The organism is Gilliamella sp. HK2 (genome assembly GCF_001690265.1).
Lineage (GTDB): Bacteria > Pseudomonadota > Gammaproteobacteria > Enterobacterales > Orbaceae > Gilliamella > Gilliamella apicola_C.
Genome location: NZ_LZGV01000023.1, coordinates 1 through 20535, shown reverse-complemented (window position 1 = coordinate 20535; position 20535 = coordinate 1). Strand labels below are relative to the sequence as shown.

Sequence of the window (20535 nt, the reverse complement as noted above, 5' to 3'; positions counted from 1 at the left end):
TACGTTGCTGAAATTAACATCACTATTGACGGCGTGAGCCGTCAAGTTTAGTAAACTACACATAAGATCTGTTATTTTATAAAGGAATAATAAAAGTCTTTCATATTAATGGATTATATTTAAAAAAACTGTTGAGAAAGATGGACAGTGACCTCGATACTAGTAAACATTAGTGGCTAATTTATTTCAGTTTTAGTTTATTTATTCACCTTTTAGTATTATTATCAACTGATCCCATATAAATATCAGGGAAACATGTGAGTAAATTAAAAAATAAAATAAGTCGATACACTTCTTCACAAAAAACAATAACAATCAGTGACGTAGTAGCAATAACCAGTAAAATACAACTGCCCTTTACCGACGCCAAATCTGACATCGTAGTTACTCATAGCCCAGTTTTTCATCCTCACCCTATTCATAAAGAAAAGATTATTTATAGTGCGTGTTTAGTTAACTGTGGTAGCCGTTGTCCTTTAAAAGTTCATGTCAAAAACGATATTATTACTAAAATATCTTCAGAAGATGGCATTAATGATGCCGTTTTTGGCCTGCATCAAATCCGCCCTTGCCTTCGCGGCAGAGCAGTTCGTTGGCGAACTTATGATCCTGCGCGCTTAAAGTATCCAATGCTACGAATTGGTAAACGTGGTGAAGGTAAATTTAAACGTATTTCTTGGCATGAAGCGATTAATTTACTTGCAAATAAACTTAAATATACGATTAATCAATATGGCAATGAAGCAATTTATTATCAGTATGGCTCAGGAACAACGGGCGCTAATCTTTCAGGGCGTAATGCATGTAAGCGTTTTTTAAGTATCATTGGTGGTCATTTAAATTACCATGGTGATTATTCAAGCGGGCAGATTTCAGCTATTCGGCCTTATTTGTTTGGTCATGCTAAAGAATCTTTACTGGATCAGATCAAGCATTCTGATTTAGTGGTTATGTTTGGACATAACATTGCCGAAACTCGAATGTCAGGCGGTGGGCAAGTTACCGAGCTTTTTCATGCGTTAGCGCAAAGTCATGCAAGGGTGATTATTATTGATCCTCGTCGTAGTGAAAGTGTCGTTGCGTATAATGCTGAGTGGATCCCGATTATTCCCGGTACTGATGCGGCATTAGTTGCGGCAATAGGCTATACATTACTTGAGCAAGATCGTATTGATGAGGATATGCTTAATCAATACTGTATTGGGTGGAATGCCGATTCTTTGCCTGATAGTGCACCGCCTTATAGTGATTATAAATCTTACCTTTTAGGTTTAGGCTATGACAAAGCACCTAAAACACCAGAATGGGCAGCTAAAAAAACAGGTATTTCAGCAACACAAATTCGTAAACTCGCAATAGATATTGTTGATGCTAAAGCTGCTTGGATTTCGCAAGGTTATGGTGTGCAACGTTGGCAAAATGGTGAACATACTGCGCGAGCCATTATGATCTTACCAATTATTACGGGGCAATTTGGTAAACCTGGCACTAACATTGGAACTTGGGGCGGGAGCGTTGTTTATCCTATACCTAACTTTAATTTACCTAATCCAATAAAAACCAGTATTCCTTTCTTTTTGTGGACGAAAGCGATTGAAGATGGACCAAGCATGACTGCTAAAAATGCCTACCTTAAAGGTAAAGATAAATTGGATGTGGGGATCAAATTTATCTGGAATTATGCGGGTAATGTACTGGGAAATCAACATTCAGATCTCAATCGTACTCACCAGATTTTGCAAGATGAGTCAAAATGTGAATTTATTCTTGTTTGGGATACACATATGACAGCATCAGCTAAGTATGCTGATTTATTATTACCGGATGTGTCATCGGTTGAGAATAATGATTTGATTAATAACTCTTATTCATCTGGAGCATATTGTTACCTTATCCGTATGCAAAATGCTATTAAACCGCTTTGGGAAAGTCGCCCTGTTTATGATGTATTAACTGAATTGTCTGAGAAAATGGGGGTAAAAGACCAATTTACCCAAGGCCGTACTCAAGAGCAGTGGGTAGCGTATTGTTATGAACAATTACGAAAACGTGATCCGCATTTACCGCCTTTTGCTGATACTGATGGCATGGGGGTTATCGATCGCAAACTTGCCGATAGTGATAGCCAAATTGGATTAAAAGCTTTTAGAGATGATCCCATTAAAAATCCATTAACTACCCCGTCAGGAAAAATAGAAATCTATTCAGAAACGTTAGCGAACATTGCCAATGAATGGGAACTCGATGCGCAAGATGTGCTGTATCCTATTCCTGCCTATTTACCAGCGATTGAAGGCAGTGAAGATAAATCTAAACGTCAACAATATCCGTTGCAACTTATTGGATTTCATACCAAAGGGCAATGCCATTCTACTTACAGTAATTTGCCACAATTGCGTGAAGCTGTCGCTAACCGTATTTGGATTAATCCATTTGATGCCGAACAACGGCAAATAAAACATGGACAATTAGTTGAAGTTTATAACGATCGTGGTCGGTTGCATATTGTCGCTAAAGTTACGCCAAGGATATTTCCAGGTGTTGTTGCGATTCCCCAAGGAATGTGGGCAAAAAATAATGCTGCAGGGATTGATATTGGCGGTTGCATTAATCGTTTAACATCATTGCGTCCAACGGTGCTTGCTAAAGCAAATCCACAGCATACCAACTTGGTTGATGTCAAACTGGTATCGGATACGTGTTTCGCGTTATAAATAAAAGGACGGATAATAAAAATGCAATATGGATTTTATATTGATTCTTCAAAATGCACGGGTTGTAAAACTTGCCAAGTGAGTTGTAAAGATGAAAAAGATAGTGCTTTAGGCGTCCGTTTTCGCCGTGTTTATGAATATGGTGGTGGTGGTTGGCAGCTAGTTGATAAGCTTTGGCAAAATGATACTTTTACCTATTATTTGTCTATCGCATGTAATCATTGCGAACAACCTGCTTGTGTGCAGAGTTGCCCAACGGGGGCAATGCATAAACGTTCACAAGATGGCTTAGTGGTTGTTAATCAAGACATTTGCATGGGGTGCCGAAATTGTGAAACCCACTGTCCATATGGAGCACCACAATTTGATTATCAAAAAAAGGTCATGTCAAAATGTGATGGTTGTTATGAACGTGTTGTCGAGGGATTAAAGCCTGTTTGTGTTGAGTCATGCCCACAGCGAGCTTTAGATTTTGATGAAATTGAAACACTACGCCAGCACTATGGCGAACAATGCGATATTGCGCCACTACCAAGCTCACAGCTCACTAAGCCCAATATTGTAATAAAACCCCATGCACAAGCTAAGATGTCTGGCGATACCTTAGGTAAAATACTTAATCCTGAAGAAGTATAAGTAATATGTCATAATTACCACGGGTTTTTTTTGGGGGTATCAGTGTAACTAACTGATAGAACCATTCTAAGGAGATATTTATTTGGATAAGTTAGTTACTATCACATTAGCTAAACTACTTGGTATGTTCTTTTATTATCCACCCAATAGTAAAGTTACTACATCATTAACGCCGGCCTTATTACATATTAACCATTTAGCTCCATGGAAAGATTCTATCCTTATTTATGAGCAGTGCCATATATTAGTTAATCAAATTGATAATCCAGACCTTAATTATCAATTTTCACTATTATTTGAAGGACAGGGAACAATGCCTGTGCCTCCGTGGGGTTCATTTTATTTGGGTAAAGAAAACCTATTGCTAGGAAAATCACTAGAAAGCTATCGTCAATTTCTGCAACAACATGGGGTAAAACTCAATACAGGAATAAACGAGCCAGAAGATCAATTTGGATTAATGCTTATGGCATACGCCATGTTGTTGGAAAATAATCACCATGTAACAGCAAAACAATTAATTGATGAACATTTGTTAAGTTGGTCATCAACCTATTTAAAAAAGCTACAGAAAAGCCAGATTAGCCCATTTTATCAAGCGTTAGCGGTAATTGCTGAGCAATATTTACACATGCTGTGATTAACATCTTGTGCAAACCGATTCAATCTAATGTGGTTATTTGGGGCAAATATTCATTGGCATCACTCATTGGGTATAACTTGCCATACCGTAACATTGCAGCTTTTAGCGTAATGGGTATAATCGCTATTATGATTTATTTAGAATAGATATTATTAATGTTAGCTTATTTACAACTCATGCGATTGGATAAGCCAATTGGATCATTGCTTTTACTCTGGCCCACACTTTGGGCTATTTGGCTTACGGGTCATCCATCTACTTATATTACTATTATTTTTGTGCTTGGCGTGTTTGTTATGCGCTCGGCAGGTTGTGTCGTGAATGATTATGCCGATCGCCATTTTGATGCACACGTTGAGCGAACAAAAAACCGCCCCCTTGCTCGTGGTACTTTAACCGAAAAAAACGCACTATGGACGCTATTGGTCTTATTACTGATAGCGCTTTGTTTATTGTTAAATTTAAATAAGCTGTCATGGCTAATTGCTTGCTTTGCGTTACTTACCGCACTCATTTACCCTTTCATGAAGCGTTACACCCATTTACCACAAGTCACCTTAGGCATCGCATTTAGTTGGAGTATTCCGATGGTATATGCAGCAACCATTGAACAGTTCCCCTTAACGTGCTGGATACTTTTCTTGACTAATATCTGTTGGACAATTGCTTACGATACCCAATATGCGATGGTAGATCGTAATGATGATATAAAAATTGGCATCAAATCCACGGCTATTTTATTTGGCAATTATGATAAATTAATTATTGGATTATTACAGATAATATCTGTTATTGGCTTGTTATTTATTGGTTTAATCAATCAGTTATCGCTGATATTTTATATGGCTGTATTATTGGTTATAGGACTACTTATTTACCAACAATGGCTCATAAAAAACCGAGATAGAAACAAATGTTTTAGTGCCTTTATGAATAATAATTATGTTGGTTTTATTATTTTTTTAGGTTTGTTGTTTGTTTGACAATGAGCCGTAAACTAGATCGCTCGTGAACAGAGGTTAACAAGTGCAGTATAAGCCACTTAAAAAACTTTAATAAAATCAATGGTTTTTCTGACTGTTTTTTAGTGCAAAATATCTTGCTTAGGCTATCTAGCGTTGTGTGAGCGTACGGCATTTTGCACCAAATCTGCTAAATCAGGCATGATAACACTAGCTTGTTTTATTAATAAAAACTAAAATGCCCGACACACCACCATCTTAGAACAGTAACATCACTAAACAATAAAGGAAGCCGTTGATTTTTTTTTAAAAGCTAAAATAAAAACTTCAATAAAATCAATGGTTTTCTGACTGTTTTTAGTGCAAAATATATTGCTTAGGCTATCTAGCGTTATGTGAGAGTACAGCATTTTGCACCAAATCTGCTAAATCAGGCATGATAACACTAGCTTGGTTTATTAATAAAAACTAAAATGCCCGACACACCACCATCTTAGAACAGTAACATCACTAAACAATAAAGGAAGTCGTTGATTTTTTTAAAAAAGCCAAAATAAAAACTTCAATAAAATCAATAGGTTTTCTGACAGTTTTTTAGTGCAAATGCCTTGTTTTCAACTGGCCAACCTATTAGCCTTGCTCTGCAAGCGTTGCTTGGACAATCCGCAATGCATCAAAAGTTTCTTTAACATCGTGTACACGAATAATTTGGGCTCCTTTCATGGCTGCAATCACGGCACATGAAACACTGCCGAGAGTACGTTCTTGTGGCGGTACATTTAATACTTGCCCAATCATCGATTTTCGAGACATGCCAACCAATAAGGGTAAGTTGAAATGATGGAACTTTTCAAGCATTGCTAATAGGCGGTAATTATGGGCTAGCGTTTTGCCAAATCCAAAACCAGGATCGAGTATGATTTTTTCTCGAACAATACCGGCATTTAAGCAACGATCTATATGCTTTGCAAAAAATAGGTCGACTTCTTGATATATGTCTTGCTGGTAGTGTGGTGCATTTTGCATGGTTTTAGGATCGCCTTGCATGTGCATAATGCAAACAGGTAACCCTGTTTGTGCAGCGGCTTCAATAGCGCCAGGCTCTGTAAGGGCTCGAATATCATTGATTAGGTGAGCGCCTGCTTTAGCAGATTCTGTCATGACTTGTGGTTTTGAGGTATCAACCGATATCCAGACATCAAAATAACGAGCAATTTTTTCAACGAGTGGGATAACACGGTTAAGCTCTTCATCAACGGAAACCTCGGTTGCACCTGGGCGTGTTGATTCGCCTCCTACGTCAATAAATGTTGCTCCAGCTTGAATCATGCTATCAACCCGGCGCATGGCATCATCAAGATTGTTATAAGTCCCACCGTCAGAAAACGAGTCTGGCGTCATATTTATAATGCCCATAACTTGTGGGAATGAAAGATCCATCACTTGATTTTTAAAATGTATTTCCATGATTAAAAGCCTTATAGGGTTAGTGTTAATAATGCAATAATTTAAATGGCATTGAGACTTATCAACTAGGTTGAGTTAAATTTTTAGCTTGCTTGTTGTTTTATTCAGGTAAATTTACTTATCATCTATTTTTATTTTACCGATAAAAAACGCGCCGTAGCGCGTTATATTTTATTTGAGCTTATTAACCTTTTGATTGAGGCGGTATGTCGCTTCCTTCATTGGGTATTTTGCTTGCTGCATGTTCGTCACTTTCAGTCCAATCATCAGGCGCTGTAATCGGGCGACGAGCAATTAAATCTGCAACTTGTTTTGCTCCAATGGTTTCATACTTCATTAGCGCATCTTTCATTGCATGAAGGATATCGATATTGTCAGTTAATATTTGACGAGCTCGTTGATAATTACGATCGATAATGGCTTTGACTTCTTCGTCGATAATTCTCGCTGTTTCGTCAGAAATATCTTTCGGTCGGCCGTATGAATTATCATCATTTTCGTAAAATAATGGGCCTAAGCGTTCAGAAAACCCCCATTGTGTTACCATTGCTCGTGCATATTGTGTGGCAACTTTTATATCATTTGAGGCACCAGTAGAAATTTTATTGGCACCGTAGATGAGTTCTTCTGCAAGTCGTCCTCCATAAAGAGTTGCAATATCGCCTTCCAGTTTTTCGCGACTTTCACTAACTCGATCGCCTTCAGGTAAGAAAAAGGTTACACCCAGTGCGCGCCCACGTGGAATAATGGTGACTTTATGGATAGGATCATGATCAGGCATTAAGTAGCCAATAATGGCATGTCCTGCTTCATGATAAGCGGTTGAAATAAGTTGCTCTTGAGTCATGGTTAATGAACGTCTTTCCGTGCCCATGTTAATCTTATCTTTAGCTTCTTCAAATTCATCCATTGTGACCACACGCTTATTGCGACGCGCAGCAAATAAAGCCGCTTCATTGACTAAATTCGCTAATTCTGCACCAGAATAACCCGGCGTTCCACGCGCTAGTACCGATAAATCAACATCAGATCCTAGAGGCACTTTACGCACATGCACTGCAAGAATTTGTTCTCGGCCTTTCATATCTGGTAAGCCAATTTGTACTTGGCGGTCAAAACGACCTGGACGGAGTAAGGCTGGATCTAAAATATCGGCTCGGTTGGTTGCTGCAATGATAATGATGCCACTATTGGCTTCAAAACCATCCATTTCAACTAGCATTTGGTTTAATGTTTGTTCACGTTCATCATGCCCGCCCATTGAACCTGCGCCACGTTTTCGGCCTACAGCGTCAATTTCGTCAATAAAGATGATACAAGGCGCATGTTTGCGAGCTTGTTCAAATAGATCTCGGACACGTGATGCCCCCACACCAACAAACATTTCAACAAAGTCTGAACCTGACATACTGAAAAAAGGCACCTTGGCTTCGCCAGCGATTGCTTTTGCTAGTAATGTTTTACCTGTACCAGGAGGCCCAACCATTAAAATACCTTTTGGAATTCGTCCACCTAGTTTTTGGTATTTACCTGGATCACGTAAAAAATCGACCACTTCAGTGACTTCCTGTTTTGCCTCTTCACTGCCCGCAACGTCGATAAATTTGGTCTTAACTTGGTCTGGTGTTAGCATTTTGGCTTTGCTTTTGCCAACTGACATTGGGCCACCTTTACCACCACCTTGCATTTGGCGCATCATAAAGAGCCAGAACCCAATAAGTAAAATGATAGGGAACCAAGAAATAAATATGCTCATTATTAAACTTGGTCTTTCATCAGGTGCACCATAGACAGGTACTTTGTTGGCTAACAAGTCATCCATTAGTTTTTCATCTAAATACGGGATGTAAGTAACGTAGTTGCCTTTATTTTTGGTTGTGGCAATAATTTCACGTCCTTTAATATGCACTTCTTGGAGATTACCAGCTGTGATATCGGAATTAAATTGGGTATAATTGACTTGAGGCCCGCTATTAGATATTGAACTGAATTGATTAAATACAGTAATCAATACTACAGCAATAACTCCCCAGATCAGTAAATTCTTTACCATGTCGTTCAAAAGAAAAACCTCTCATAAAAATTAACAGTTACGACTAAATTTAACGAAGTATGGTACTACAAAATTATACAACTGGCTACTTCATCCCCATTGCAACAATATAAACTTCTCGAGACCTAGCTCGCGAAGCCTCTGGCTTACGAATTTTCACTGTTTTAAACATCAAACGTACTTGTTTTAGGTATTCTTCAAATCCTTCACCTTGAAACACTTTGACAATAAAATTACCATTAGGCGCAAGCACATCTCTACACATCTCTAATGCAAGCTCTACTAAATACATGGCTCTGGGGATGTCAACAGCGGGTTGCCCGCTCATATTTGGCGCCATATCTGACATGACAACCTGAACTTTTTCTTCACCAACTCGTTCGAGTAACGCTTTTAGAACGGCTTCGTCCCGAAAATCACCTTGCAAAAAGTCAACACCTACAATGGGATCCATTGGTAATAAATCACAAGCAATAATGCGACCTTTGTTACCTATAAGTGATGCAACATATTGTGACCAACCACCAGGAGCTGCACCTAAATCAACAACGGTAATACCTGGTTTGAATAATTTGTCACTTTTTTGTATTTCTTCAAGTTTAAACCACGCTCGAGATCGTAGCCCTTTTTTTTGCGCTTGTTGTACAAAGCGATCATTAAAATGCTCATTGAGCCAACGTGTTGAGCTTGCAGAGCGTTTTTTGTTACTCACTGCGAATAAATCCTTAATCTAAAGAGGTCACTTTATTGATTACAAATATATATAAGGGTAGAATAACAAAATTGCAACTTAATATGATAAAAAATTTAATGAATTTATCGAATAAACAAAAACAGTACTTAAAAGGCGAAGCCCATCATTTAAAACCTATTGTCATGATTGGTGCTAACGGGTTTACCGAAGGTGTACTTGCCGAAATTGACAATGCCTTAAATTTCCATGAATTAATTAAAATTAAGGTTTCTGCTGAAGATCGTGAAACTAAAAAGCTTATTTGCGATGCCATTATTCGTGAAACCAAGGCTTTGCCAGTGCAATTGGTGGGTTCTAATTTTACTATTTTTAGACCAAGTGAAGATAAGAAAATCACTTTACCTAAATAAATACGACAACAGGGCTATCAGCCCTGTTTGTTATTTATAATGTATTGAAGATTAGATATATTCCACTTTAATAATATCAAATTCCACATCACCACCTGGCGTTTTAATTTGTACTGTATCGCCATCTTCTTTGCCGATTAAACCTCTAGCAATCGGTGAATTGACTGAAATAAGATTTTGCCTGTAATCTGCCTCATCATCACCTACGATACGATAGGTTGTTTCTTCGTCTGTTTCTACATTGATAACGGTTACTGTTGCACCAAAAATAATACGCCCAGTATTTTTTACTTTAGTTATGTCAATAATTTGTGCTTGTGAAAGTTTGCCTTCAATTTCTTGAATACGGCCTTCACAAAAGCCCTGCTGTTCTCTTGCGGCATGGTATTCAGCATTTTCTTTTAAATCGCCGTGAGCTCTTGCTTCAGCTATGGCTGCTGTTATTTGTGGTCTTTTGACATTTTTGAGCTCTTCAAGTTCGGCTCGTAATAATTCAGCTCCCTTAACCGTCATTGGGATTTGTTTCATCTAGGTATCTCCCGTTTTTACTTATAGTAAATAAAAATAACTCTCCCTTATCTTAATCAAAGAAGGGGAAAGTGAGTTGTTCAGTTATTATTTAAAAATATATAATGAAAGTTTATATCTTAACTGTAAAACCAACTTAACCACAAATCATTTATACGCAATGAGGTGCTATTTTGGTTAAAATCAGTTATCGTAATGCAATTATTCATAGTTCATTATAACAATTAAATTTATTTATGCGACGATTACGATTTTATATCATCATTTTTCTATTCATTTTTTGGCTTTTAGTTTTGTTGTCTTATTTTGTTGTGCAAACCTCTTTTGGCGCTAAAGTAGTTAGTCAGCAATTATCTAGATTAAGTTCTTATACAATTTCAATCGGCAACGTTCATCATTCGTTTTCAAATTTCTATGAATTGGCTTTTGATGAAGTCGTGGTGAGCGATAATAAGCAAGAATTTATTCATATTCCTAAATTAGTGATAGGATTGGATAAAAGCAATCTTTGGCAATTATCCCACTTTAATTATATTACCATTATTAACGGTGTGGTTGCTGATACTCACTTTGGCCACTATGCCTTTTCAAGCAATACGCTAAAATTTGTTAATTCAAACGTTGATGTACTGGTCAATAATGGAAAAGACAAACTTTCATTCAATAAAATTAATGGGGGCATTCAACCTTTTATTTCATCGGGAGCAGGTCAGTATCAATTTGATTTTTCTTCACAAGATGTTTTAGTGAATCAAATTCCAATAAAATCACTACTTATTCAAGGGTTCCATCGCGATGGTGTTACAACGATTACTAATTTAGGTGGAAATATTCATAATGGCTTTTTTGTGAGTAAATTAAAAGTACTTGCTGATAATAGTTTGAATATTGATCAATTAAAGTTACATAATATCAATTTCCAATCAACAGATGACGTGTTTTGGAGCAACTATTCCCATATTTTGCCAAAATTAACTATTAAGCAATTATCAATACTTGAAAGTAGTATACAATTGCCTCATTTTTTAATTGAGAAAGGCAATATTGAAGCAACCAATCTTTGTTATGATGATAAGTGGCGTTTTGAGCAAAGCTCTTTTACTTTTAATGCTGATAATGTTGTTTTACATGAGCAGTCATTTTCGTCGGTATTGGTTCAATTATCATCCGATAATCAAGCAGTGACGATTCAAAAAGCGTTAGCGAAATGGAATAAAGGCAGTATAAATTTTTCTGGAAAATGGAAAGATAATGACCTACAGCTAGAGAAATTAACATTAGCCGATATCAATTATGACGTTCCTGAAAAATTTGAGCTACCCGTGTTACCCGATATTTTTAAGCATATTATAGTTGATAAGCTTGATATTTTACAAAGTTTAATAATTAGAAAATACAGTGATTTCCCGTTTAGCCTATATAATTTTCAAGCTTCAGGTTCAAATGTTGTTTTAGCTGAAAATCAAAAATTAGGCATATTTTCAGGCACTGTGTTTTTTAAATCAGAAAAAGGTTCGTTCAATAAAATTGATATTCGTTATCCAGATCTGGTTCTAAAATTTGATTCTCAACATCATGCTTTATTAACTTTTGGCTCTTTAGTTGATAGTGGCATGATCGAATCCCAAGTGGATATTGATCTGTTGCAAAATGAACCGTTATCTTTGAAATTTAATGCATATAATATCACCAGTTCGTTGTTAGAAGACTGGAAATTGGTAAAGCAACCTCCAACAGCGATAAATTATTCAGCTAATTTACATGGACAATTTCGACCATTTAGCTTTGCAGGGGTGTTTTCGACAAACGAGGGAAATGATTATATTATCAATCTTGAGCATTGATTTTTATAAAAGCATCGTTATATAACTGGTTAAGATGTATAAGATGCGCTTTCTATGTGTGTTTGAGCGTGAAAGCTCAACAATTAGTATGATATGAGGGTGTTATTTTGCTTGTAAGATTAGATAAATGGCTTTGGGCTGCAAGATTTTATAAGTCTCGCTCATTAGCTCGAGAAATGGTTGAAGGTGGTAAGGTACATTATAATGGTCAGCGCTCTAAACCAAGTAAAATTGTTGAAGTTGGAGCCATTTTAACGCTTCGCCAAGGTTTGGATCAAAAAACAATTCAAATTTTAGCTATTAGCGAGCAACGAAAAACTGCTACTGAAGCTCAACAACTTTATCTAGAAACTGCCGATAGTATTGTTAAACGAGAAGCAATGGCACAAGCACGTAAACTCAATGCATTGACAATGCCGCATCCCGATAGAAGACCTGATAAAAAGGAGCGGCGCGATTTGATTAAATTTAAATACAATAGGCAACAAGGTGACAACAATTAATATGGATACTTTAAATCGTTTTTTATTTGATAATCATCCGATTCGTGGTGAAATTACCCGTCTTGAGCAGACGTATGAAGCGATTTTAGATAATCATTCATACCCAATTGCGGTACAAAAATTACTTGGTGAATTGTTGGTTGTAACCAGTTTATTAACCGCAACACTAAAATTTGAAGGTGATATTGCTGTGCAGTTGCAGGGTGATGGCGCTTTATCTTTAGCGGTAGTGAATGGTAATGATCAACAACAGTTACGTGGTGTTGCTCGAGTTAACGGCGAGATCGCTGATAATGCGACGCTTAAAGATATGGTAGGTAATGGTTATGTTGTTATCACTATCACACCAAAACACGGTGAGCGTTATCAAGGAATTGTCGGCTTAGAAAAAGATACGCTTATTGGTTGTATCGAAAACTATTTTATGCAATCGGAACAACTGCCAACGCGCTTATTTGTCAAAACGGGAGTGTATAACAATAAGCCAATGGCAGCAGGCATTTTATTGCAAGTTTTGCCCGCTCATGAAAACACCTATGAATCATTTGAGCATCTTAGTGCATTAACTGAGACAATGACTAGCGATGAGCTGTTTCAGCTTCCTACCGATGAGATTTTATACCGCCTATATAATCAAGAAGACGTACGCCTTTTTGAAACACAGGATATTATTTTTAAGTGCGGATGTTCACGCCAACGTTGCGAGAATAGCTTAATGACCTTACCAAATAATGAAGTTGATGAAATTCTAGCTGAACAGGGCGGCAAAATTGATATTCATTGTGATTATTGCGGAAAGCATTATTTATTTGATTCAATCGATATTGCCGAAATGAGAAGCAAACATAACTTTAGTTATCATTGATATTGCAGATAAAAAGAACCACTAAAACTTATAAAGTTTTAGTGGCAAAGTGAAATATAGGGAAATTAAACCCACATTTAGTCTATCAGAATTGGCAAAAGATACCAATTTTTTTTAACGGTTTCATGTAATTTTTTATTAAAGACACTGATAAACCTGCTTTTCATTAATAAAAATTTAGAATAAAGAACATATTTGATCTAAATTTTTGTCTAACTAACATATATTATCTATATAGATATCTTCAACAAGAGCGTGTTGATTACTGATCTTCCATTTAATATTAAAATGGTAAAGCGTCAGTCCATAGGTTTGTTCATTAATTTTTTTTTGTTTGTAGGCAGGCCTTGGATCTTGAGAAATAACTTGGGTAATGAGCTCAGTGAGCTGAGGATAATCCTGTTTTTGTAAATCTAAAATTAATTGTGCTTTTTGTGAAAATGTAACAGTTAGCTTTTCTTCTGGTGTAGATTGTGCGTATCCTGCAAATGCATCTGAATGGCTGTCACAATAAGGAATATAAGGCTTGATATCAATAATTGGTGTGCCATCGACTAAATCTAGGCTACCTAGTTTTAAAATGACCTGTTTATTTTCAACAAGGATGTCTTTTAATTCAACAGCAGAAAGCCCTATATGATTAGGTCTAAATGGTGAGCGTGTCGCAAATACTCCCATTGTTTTATTACCGCCTAAACGCGGAGGGCGTACGGTTAATCTCCATTTTTCAGGAGCAATATGGTGAAATAGGAATAATAGCCATAAATGTGAAAACTGTTCCAGCCCTTTAACACTGACGGGATCATTGTAAGGCGCTAATAAGTAAAGCTCGCCTTGTCCTGCGTTAACTAAATTAGGTTGCCTTGGCACAGCAAATTTTTCACTATAAGGGGAACGGATTATGCCGATTGGCTTTATTTGATATGTCATTGTTTATTGATTTATAGAAAATTTTTAAGTGGATTGGTTTATTTTCTTTATGCTAATCGTTTGCATGCTAATAGCTTTTATGCTAATAGCTTTCCGCCGATAACAGAAGCCGGCGGAATTGATAGTAATAAGTATTTATTGTAAGTTATTACCAACCGCGAATAGCGCCACCATTAAAGATTTGGTTAGCTTTTTCTGCCACTGCGTCAGTTTGGTATGCTTTAACAAAGTTTTTTATGCTTTCATTCTCTTTGTCAGCTTCACGAGAAACAATAATGTTAACATAAGGGGATTCTTTATCTTCTACAAAAATACCATCTTTACTTGGTGTTAAGTTGGCTTGCCCTGCAAAGGCGTTATTGATAATTGCAAGATCAACTTGAGCATCATCTAATGAACGTGGCAACATTGGTGCTTCAAGTTCAACGATCTTATAGTTATAAGGATTGCTAGTGATATCAAGTACAGTAGGCAATAAACCTTTAGATTTATCAACTGTAATCATGCCTTCATGTTGTAATAATAATAACGCTCGTCCTAAGTTGGTTGGGTCATTAGGAATGGCAATAGTTGAATTAGCTGGAATAAAGAAGGTTTCACCGCGTGGTGATGTCACTTTTACACCTTCACCTATTTCTGTTGATTCTTCAATCGGTTTTAATTTGCGAGAATAGCTTGAAATTGGATAAACAAATGAGTTTCCAACAACAGCTAATTTATAGCCACGTTCTTTTATTTGCTCATCTAAATAAGGCTTATGTTGGAACGCGTTTACTTCAATTAAGCCATCATTTAATGCTTGGTTTGGTGTAACGTAATCGTTAAAAATAACTAGTTCAACGTCTAAATTATAAAGATCTTTTGCTTGTTGTTTAGCTACTTCGGCAACCTCTTGTTCAGGACCAGAAATCACTCCTACTTTGATAGAACTTACTTTAGCAGGCTCTGCTGATTTGTTATCTGTTGTAGCTGGTTGTTTATTATTATCACAGCCAGTTAAAAAAAATGCACTTACCAATGTGCTAATAAGTACTAGCTTTTTAATAGACATATATTTCTCCCAAAATTAATGATGTGTAACTCGTTTAACAATCCTATTGCCAATAAATTGAATAATAAAGACAATAATAATTAATATAACCAAAACAGTATTCATTATAGCAGGCTTGTAGCCGTTGTAACCATATTGAATAGCTAGTTGTCCAAGACCTCCAGCGCCAACGGCTCCGGCCATCGCAATGTATCCTGTCAAAGTAATTAAGGTAATCGTCATGCTATTAACAATTACAGGTAATGATTCAGGTAATAAAACCTTATATATAATTTGAAATGGTGTTGCTCCCATTGAGCGAGCCGCCTCAATTAACCCTTTAGGTACATCTAACAATGCATTTTCAATCATGCGTGCAATTAATGGTGATACACCAATACTTAACGGTACTACAGCTGCTTGTTTACCTATAAAGGTTCCCATTAACAACGTGGTAAAAGGAATAATCCATACAATTAGTATAATGAACGGAATAGAACGAAATATATTAGTAATAAATGAAATAGCACTATTAGTTATATAGCAATCTAAGATCTGCCCTTTGCGTGTTGTATAAAGCAATATTCCAATAGGTAATCCAATCACTGTTCCCCAAAAACCCGATAGAAAGATCATATAAAGGGTTTCATCAGTGGCTTGTGCCATTTTCAATAGCATAGCTTGATTAAAACCATTGTATGATGAACAAAAAGCAACAAAGTCACCCCAAAAGCTGTATTGGGATAAATAATGAAATAGTGATTCGAAAGGTTTAAAGGAAGGAATAAAATCAAACATAGCCGAGAACCTCTACTTGGGTATTATTTTTTATTAAAAATTGAATTGCTGGTGCCATACTTTTCGGGTTCCCTTTCATTTCTGCTAGCATTAAGCCAAATTTAACCCCCCCTGCATAATCCATTTGTGCACTAATAATATTACTATCAATTTCAAATTCTTTAGCAATTTGCGATAACAAGGGGGAGTCGACAGAAACTCCCGTAAACTCTAAACGTACTAAAGGATTGAGCCCTTCTTTTGGCTCAGGTGATAGCCTTGTTAAATAATCATCAGGGATATTAAGATGCAAGGTTGATTGAATAAATTGTCGTGCAATATCTGTTTTTGCATGTGAGAACATTTCACCTACCGATGATTGTTCAACCAATTCTCCATTGCTGATCACTGCTACTTGATCACAAATTTGTTTTACTACATCCATTTCATGTGTGATTAATAAAATGGTTAGTCCTAATTTTTGGTTGATATCTTTTAATAATGCCAAAATTGAACGAGTGGTTTCAGGATCAAGGGCACTTGTTGCTTCATCGCATAATAAAACTTTGGGCTCACTTGCTAAAGCTCGGGCAATGGCAACACGTTGTTTTTGACCGCCAGACAAATTGGAAGGATAAGCATCGGCTTTTTCAGCTAAGCCAACTAATTCAATTAATTCATTAACCTTTTGCTTGATTTTTGATTTTGGGGTTTGGCTTAATTCAAGAGGAAATGCAATATTATCAAATACTGTCCGTGAAGAAAGTAAGTTGAAGTGTTGAAAAATCATGCTTATCTTTTGACGTATTTTGATTAACTTTCTATTTGATAGATGTGTTATTTCTTGATTATCAAAAAAAATTTTACCACTAGTCGGTTTTTCTAGAAGATTAACACAACGAATAAGTGTGCTTTTTCCTGCCCCTGATTTACCGATAACACCATAAATTTTTCCTTGAGGAACATGTATTGTAATGTCTTTTAATGCATGAATTGGCGTTTTATTATGTTCGAATATTTTCGAAATATGTTGTAACTGTATCATAATATATAAAAATAAAATGTGAATAGGCGAATATTAAGACGTCTAGACATCTAAGTCAATCGATAATATGCTATGCGAAGTAGAGCAATACCTAAATTAAAAGGAAAAGAGTCAATATGAAACCTGCTATTTTTTTAGATCGAGATGGTACTATTAATGTAGATTATAATTATGTGCATACCATTGATAAATTTCATTTCATTGATGGTGTTATTGATGCGATGCAAGAGCTCAAGAAAATGGGTTTTTTGTTAGTCATAACAACAAACCAATCAGGTATTGCCCGAAACATATTTACTGAAGAACAATTTCACACGTTGACAGAATGGATGGATTGGTCACTACAAGATCGCGGTGTTGATTTAGATGGTGTGTATTATTGCCCTCATGATCCGTTAATTGATAACTGTGAATGTCGCAAACCAAGTCCCGGTATGATTCAAACAGCAGCCAAAGAACTAAAAATTGATATTGCTAATTCCTATATGGTTGGGGATAGAGTGTCTGATTTATTGTCGGGTAAAAAAGCGGGTGTTAAAAAAACCGTATTAGTAAAAACGGGTGATACCATAACAGAAGAAGCATTAGAACAAGCTGATTGGGTTATTGATAGTTTGGCTGATCTGCCAAAAAGAATAAAAAACCAATCTTGATTGTGGTTTTAACTAATACAGTGTTTAGATTAAACGCTGTATTAAAGTGATACTTTTAAGTCTTAGTGAGGCAATGGTTAATCCAATAAAACAGGCACTAATAAAAGTAACAACAGTTATACCTAGCTGATTTATAGAAAAAGAATAGCTGCCAAATATAAAAATAAGCAAAGTAATAAGTACTATTAAGCTCCAATATGGAAAATCAACTTTATCCTGTTTAGATGTTACAATTGGTAAATAATAAATAGTCCCACCAAACTCATACCGATTAATGAACTACCATGTTGTAATAATTTATAAATTGGAATTTCCATTTTCCCTATATTAACAGTATCTTGTAATAAACTGAAAAGTTGAACAAAGCAACCCCCCAATGCTGACAGCAATATTTATTCCAGTTGAAAATTAAAGAATTAGCAAATCGCCTATAAAAGAAATTAGGTAAATTTTTAATTAAAGTATTTCGGACAATAAAATGAAAAATATAAGTCATAACTAGGGTCATTGATAAATCAAATAAAAAAATACCAGCTAGACTATGACTTAAAGTGTTTTTTACCTCCATTCTTAAGAAGTATTCAAAATCGGGCGCCATACTACCAATAATCAAAGCCGTCATAGAAAATAGGTGGGGTTTCTTATATAGAGGTAATATGATAGCAGGATGAGCGAATGTAAAAGGCATTTTTTATTCTAACTTAATAAAGCGTATTTAATTTGAAGTTATTTTGTCTGTTATAAAAAATATAATTAACTAGCAAAGATATTAAAATTTGCATTTACAATAACTAACTTTAGTTTGTTTTTAGCTCATCTTGAATAAAAAAAACGCAAACAAGAATAAAATGCGCAATAACCCCTTGCGCGAATTTTTAAAGCCCCTATAATGCGCATCCACTGACACGGCGTCAGCGAAAAGCTGAGGCAAGTTAGTGAAAAATTAAGATCAAAAATTTTGAAAAAAAGATCTTGACGAATAAAAAAGGTTAGCGTAGTATACGCAACCCTTGAGACAGCGAAGTAAATTAACGAAAAGTTAGTTGATTTAAAAAGGCTGTTAGCTCTTTAAAAATAAGAAACAGACAATCTGTGTGGGCACTTGCGAGACAAAAGATTAAAGTCTACGGACTAAAAAAATTAAGTCTTGATAAGTGACACTGAAGATTCATTTGAATATGTCAGAGACAGTTATTGAGCATCAAACTTTAAATTGAAGAGTTTGATCATGGCTCAGATTGAACGCTGGCGGCAGGCTTAACACATGCAAGTCGAACGGTAACATGAGTGCTTGCACTTGATGACGAGTGGCGGACGGGTGAGTAAAGTATGGGGATCTGCCGAATGGTGGGGGACAACAGTTGGAAACGACTGCTAATACCGCATAAAGTTGAGAGACCAAAGCATGGGACCTTCGGGCCATGCGCCATTTGATGAACCCATATGGGATTAGCTAGTAGGTGGGGTAAAGGCTCACCTAGGCGACGATCTCTAGCTGGTCTGAGAGGATGGCCAGCCACACTGGAACTGAGACACGGTCCAGACTCCTACGGGAGGCAGCAGTGGGGAATATTGCACAATGGGGGTAACCCTGATGCAGCCATGCCGCGTGTATGAAGAAGGCCTTCGGGTTGTAAAGTACTTTCGGTGATGAGGAAGGTGTTGTATCTAATAGGTGCAACAATTGACGTTAATTACAGAAGAAGCACCGGCTAACTCCGTGCCAGCAGCCGCGGTAATACGGAGGGTGCGAGCGTTAATCGGAATGACTGGGCGTAAAGGGCATGTAGGCGGATAATTAAGTTAGGTGTGAAAGCCCTGGGCTCAACCTAGGAATTGCACTTAAAACTGGTTAACTAGAGTATTGTAGAGGAAGGTAGAATTCCACGTGTAGCGGTGAAATGCGTAGAGATGTGGAGGAATACCGGTGGCGAAGGCGGCCTTCTGGACAGATACTGACGCTGAGATGCGAAAGCGTGGGGAGCAAACAGGATTAGATACCCTGGTAGTCCACGCTGTAAACGATGTCGATTTGGAGTTTGTTGCCTAGAGTGATGGGCTCCGAAGCTAACGCGATAAATCGACCGCCTGGGGAGTACGGCCGCAAGGTTAAAACTCAAATGAATTGACGGGGGCCCGCACAAGCGGTGGAGCATGTGGTTTAATTCGATGCAACGCGAAGAACCTTACCTGGTCTTGACATCCACAGAATCCTGTAGAGATATGGGAGTGCCTTCGGGAACTGTGAGACAGGTGCTGCATGGCTGTCGTCAGCTCGTGTTGTGAAATGTTGGGTTAAGTCCCGCAACGAGCGCAACCCTTATCCTTTGTTGCCATCGGTTTGGCCGGGAACTCAAAGGAGACTGCCGTTGATAAAGCGGAGGAAGGTGGGGACGACGTCAAGTCATCATGGCCCTTACGACCAGGGCTACACACGTGCTACAATGGCGTATACAAAGGGAGGCGACCTCGCGAGAGCAAGCGGACCTCATAAAGTACGTCTAAGTCCGGATTGGAGTCTGCAACTCGACTCCATGAAGTCGGAATCGCTAGTAATCGTGAATCAGAATGTCACGGTGAATACGTTCCCGGGCCTTGTACACACCGCCCGTCACACCATGGGAGTGGGTTGCACCAGAAGTAGATAGCTTAACTTTCGGGAGGGCGTTTACCACGGTGTGGTTCATGACTGGGGTGAAGTCGTAACAAGGTAACCGTAGGGGAACCTGCGGTTGGATCACCTCCTTACGAAGAGCTCGTAAGTGCTCACACAGATTGTTT

At 37.2% G+C, this 20535-nt stretch carries 17 protein-coding genes, 1 rRNA gene and 1 pseudogene; 10 read left to right on the top strand and 9 right to left on the bottom strand.

Translation table 11 applies throughout. The features are described from left to right. The first annotated feature begins 257 nt into the window (after positions 1–257). From A9G45_RS02570 to ubiA, 4 genes are all read left to right on the top strand, one after another. On the top strand, positions 258–2714 hold the full coding sequence (locus tag A9G45_RS02570) for a DMSO/selenate family reductase complex A subunit (protein ID WP_065566572.1): 2457 nt from the start codon (positions 258–260) through the stop codon (positions 2712–2714). A 21-nt stretch (positions 2715–2735) separates the two neighbouring features. Continuing rightward, positions 2736–3350 (top strand): DMSO/selenate family reductase complex B subunit, encoded by a 615-nt coding sequence (locus A9G45_RS02565; protein ID WP_065566573.1) that lies wholly within the window; start codon positions 2736–2738, stop codon positions 3348–3350. An 82-nt stretch (positions 3351–3432) separates the two neighbouring features. Then, entirely contained in the window at positions 3433–3990 is a 558-nt protein-coding gene (locus tag A9G45_RS02560; RefSeq protein ID WP_081297793.1) for a TorD/DmsD family molecular chaperone, read from the top strand. 158 nt (positions 3991–4148) lie between these two features. Continuing rightward, positions 4149–4976 (top strand): 4-hydroxybenzoate octaprenyltransferase, encoded by an 828-nt coding sequence (gene ubiA, locus A9G45_RS02555; protein WP_065566574.1) that lies wholly within the window; start codon positions 4149–4151, stop codon positions 4974–4976. A 609-nt stretch (positions 4977–5585) separates the two neighbouring features. Here the strand turns inward: ubiA and folP are convergent. From folP to rlmE, 3 genes are all read right to left on the bottom strand, one after another. After that, positions 5586–6422 (bottom strand): dihydropteroate synthase, encoded by an 837-nt coding sequence (folP, locus tag A9G45_RS02550; protein WP_065566575.1) that lies wholly within the window; start codon positions 6420–6422, stop codon positions 5586–5588. A 184-nt stretch (positions 6423–6606) separates the two neighbouring features. Continuing rightward, positions 6607–8475: an ATP-dependent zinc metalloprotease FtsH gene (ftsH, locus tag A9G45_RS02545; RefSeq protein WP_255307122.1), complete on the bottom strand. Its 1869-nt coding sequence runs from the start codon at positions 8473–8475 to the stop codon at positions 6607–6609. An 85-nt stretch (positions 8476–8560) separates the two neighbouring features. Then, on the bottom strand, positions 8561–9187 hold the full coding sequence (rlmE, locus tag A9G45_RS02540; protein WP_065566576.1) for a 23S rRNA (uridine(2552)-2'-O)-methyltransferase RlmE: 627 nt from the start codon (positions 9185–9187) through the stop codon (positions 8561–8563). 98 nt (positions 9188–9285) lie between these two features. On the opposite strand from rlmE, the gene yhbY reads away from it, so the two are divergent. Then, on the top strand, positions 9286–9579 hold the full coding sequence (gene yhbY / locus A9G45_RS02535) for a ribosome assembly RNA-binding protein YhbY (RefSeq protein WP_065566588.1): 294 nt from the start codon (positions 9286–9288) through the stop codon (positions 9577–9579). 51 nt (positions 9580–9630) lie between these two features. On the opposite strand, the gene greA is transcribed toward yhbY, so the two are convergent. After that, positions 9631–10107, bottom strand: a complete 477-nt coding sequence (gene greA, locus A9G45_RS02530) for a transcription elongation factor GreA (protein WP_065566577.1) — start codon at positions 10105–10107, stop codon at positions 9631–9633. 293 nt (positions 10108–10400) lie between these two features. Between greA and A9G45_RS02525 the strand changes: the two genes are divergently transcribed. The 3 genes from A9G45_RS02525 (at position 10401) to hslO (ending at position 13319) form a co-directional block, all read left to right on the top strand. Further along, entirely contained in the window at positions 10401–11951 is a 1551-nt protein-coding gene (locus tag A9G45_RS02525) for a hypothetical protein (protein ID WP_141673574.1), read from the top strand. Between the two features lie 107 nt (positions 11952–12058). After that, positions 12059–12454 carry a ribosome-associated heat shock protein Hsp15 gene (hslR, locus tag A9G45_RS02520; RefSeq protein WP_218057004.1) on the top strand — a complete coding sequence of 132 codons (396 nt, stop codon included), beginning with the start codon at positions 12059–12061 and terminating at the stop codon, positions 12452–12454. Between the two features lies 1 nt (position 12455). Then, positions 12456–13319, top strand: a complete 864-nt coding sequence (gene hslO, locus A9G45_RS02515; RefSeq protein WP_065566580.1) for an Hsp33 family molecular chaperone HslO — start codon at positions 12456–12458, stop codon at positions 13317–13319. Positions 13320–13535: 216 nt separating this feature from the next. On the opposite strand, the gene tsaA is transcribed toward hslO, so the two are convergent. From tsaA to metN, 4 genes are all read right to left on the bottom strand, one after another. Further along, on the bottom strand, positions 13536–14249 hold the full coding sequence (gene tsaA / locus A9G45_RS02510; protein WP_065566581.1) for a tRNA (N6-threonylcarbamoyladenosine(37)-N6)-methyltransferase TrmO: 714 nt from the start codon (positions 14247–14249) through the stop codon (positions 13536–13538). Between the two features lie 148 nt (positions 14250–14397). Further along, a complete protein-coding gene (gene metQ, locus A9G45_RS02505; protein ID WP_065566582.1) occupies positions 14398–15300 on the bottom strand; it encodes a methionine ABC transporter substrate-binding lipoprotein MetQ in 903 nt (300 codons plus the stop codon). 15 nt (positions 15301–15315) lie between these two features. After that, a complete protein-coding gene (locus A9G45_RS02500) occupies positions 15316–15957 on the bottom strand; it encodes a methionine ABC transporter permease (protein ID WP_065566589.1) in 642 nt (213 codons plus the stop codon). 112 nt (positions 15958–16069) lie between these two features. Continuing rightward, positions 16070–17101 carry a methionine ABC transporter ATP-binding protein MetN gene (gene metN / locus A9G45_RS02495; protein ID WP_065566583.1) on the bottom strand — a complete coding sequence of 344 codons (1032 nt, stop codon included), beginning with the start codon at positions 17099–17101 and terminating at the stop codon, positions 16070–16072. A gap of 116 nt (positions 17102–17217) precedes the next feature. On the opposite strand from metN, the gene gmhB reads away from it, so the two are divergent. Continuing rightward, the gene (gene gmhB, locus A9G45_RS02490; protein ID WP_065566584.1) at positions 17218–17754 is read left to right on the top strand and encodes a D-glycero-beta-D-manno-heptose 1,7-bisphosphate 7-phosphatase; all 537 of its coding nucleotides are present in this window, start codon (positions 17218–17220) and stop codon (positions 17752–17754) included. A 227-nt stretch (positions 17755–17981) separates the two neighbouring features. Here gmhB and A9G45_RS14850 read toward each other — a convergent pair. After that, positions 17982–18442, bottom strand: a pseudogene (locus tag A9G45_RS14850) (DUF4184 family protein). Positions 18443–18964: 522 nt separating this feature from the next. On the opposite strand from A9G45_RS14850, the gene A9G45_RS02480 reads away from it, so the two are divergent. Next, a 16S ribosomal RNA gene (locus tag A9G45_RS02480) occupies positions 18965–20502 on the top strand. The last annotated feature ends 33 nt before the right edge of the window (positions 20503–20535 follow it).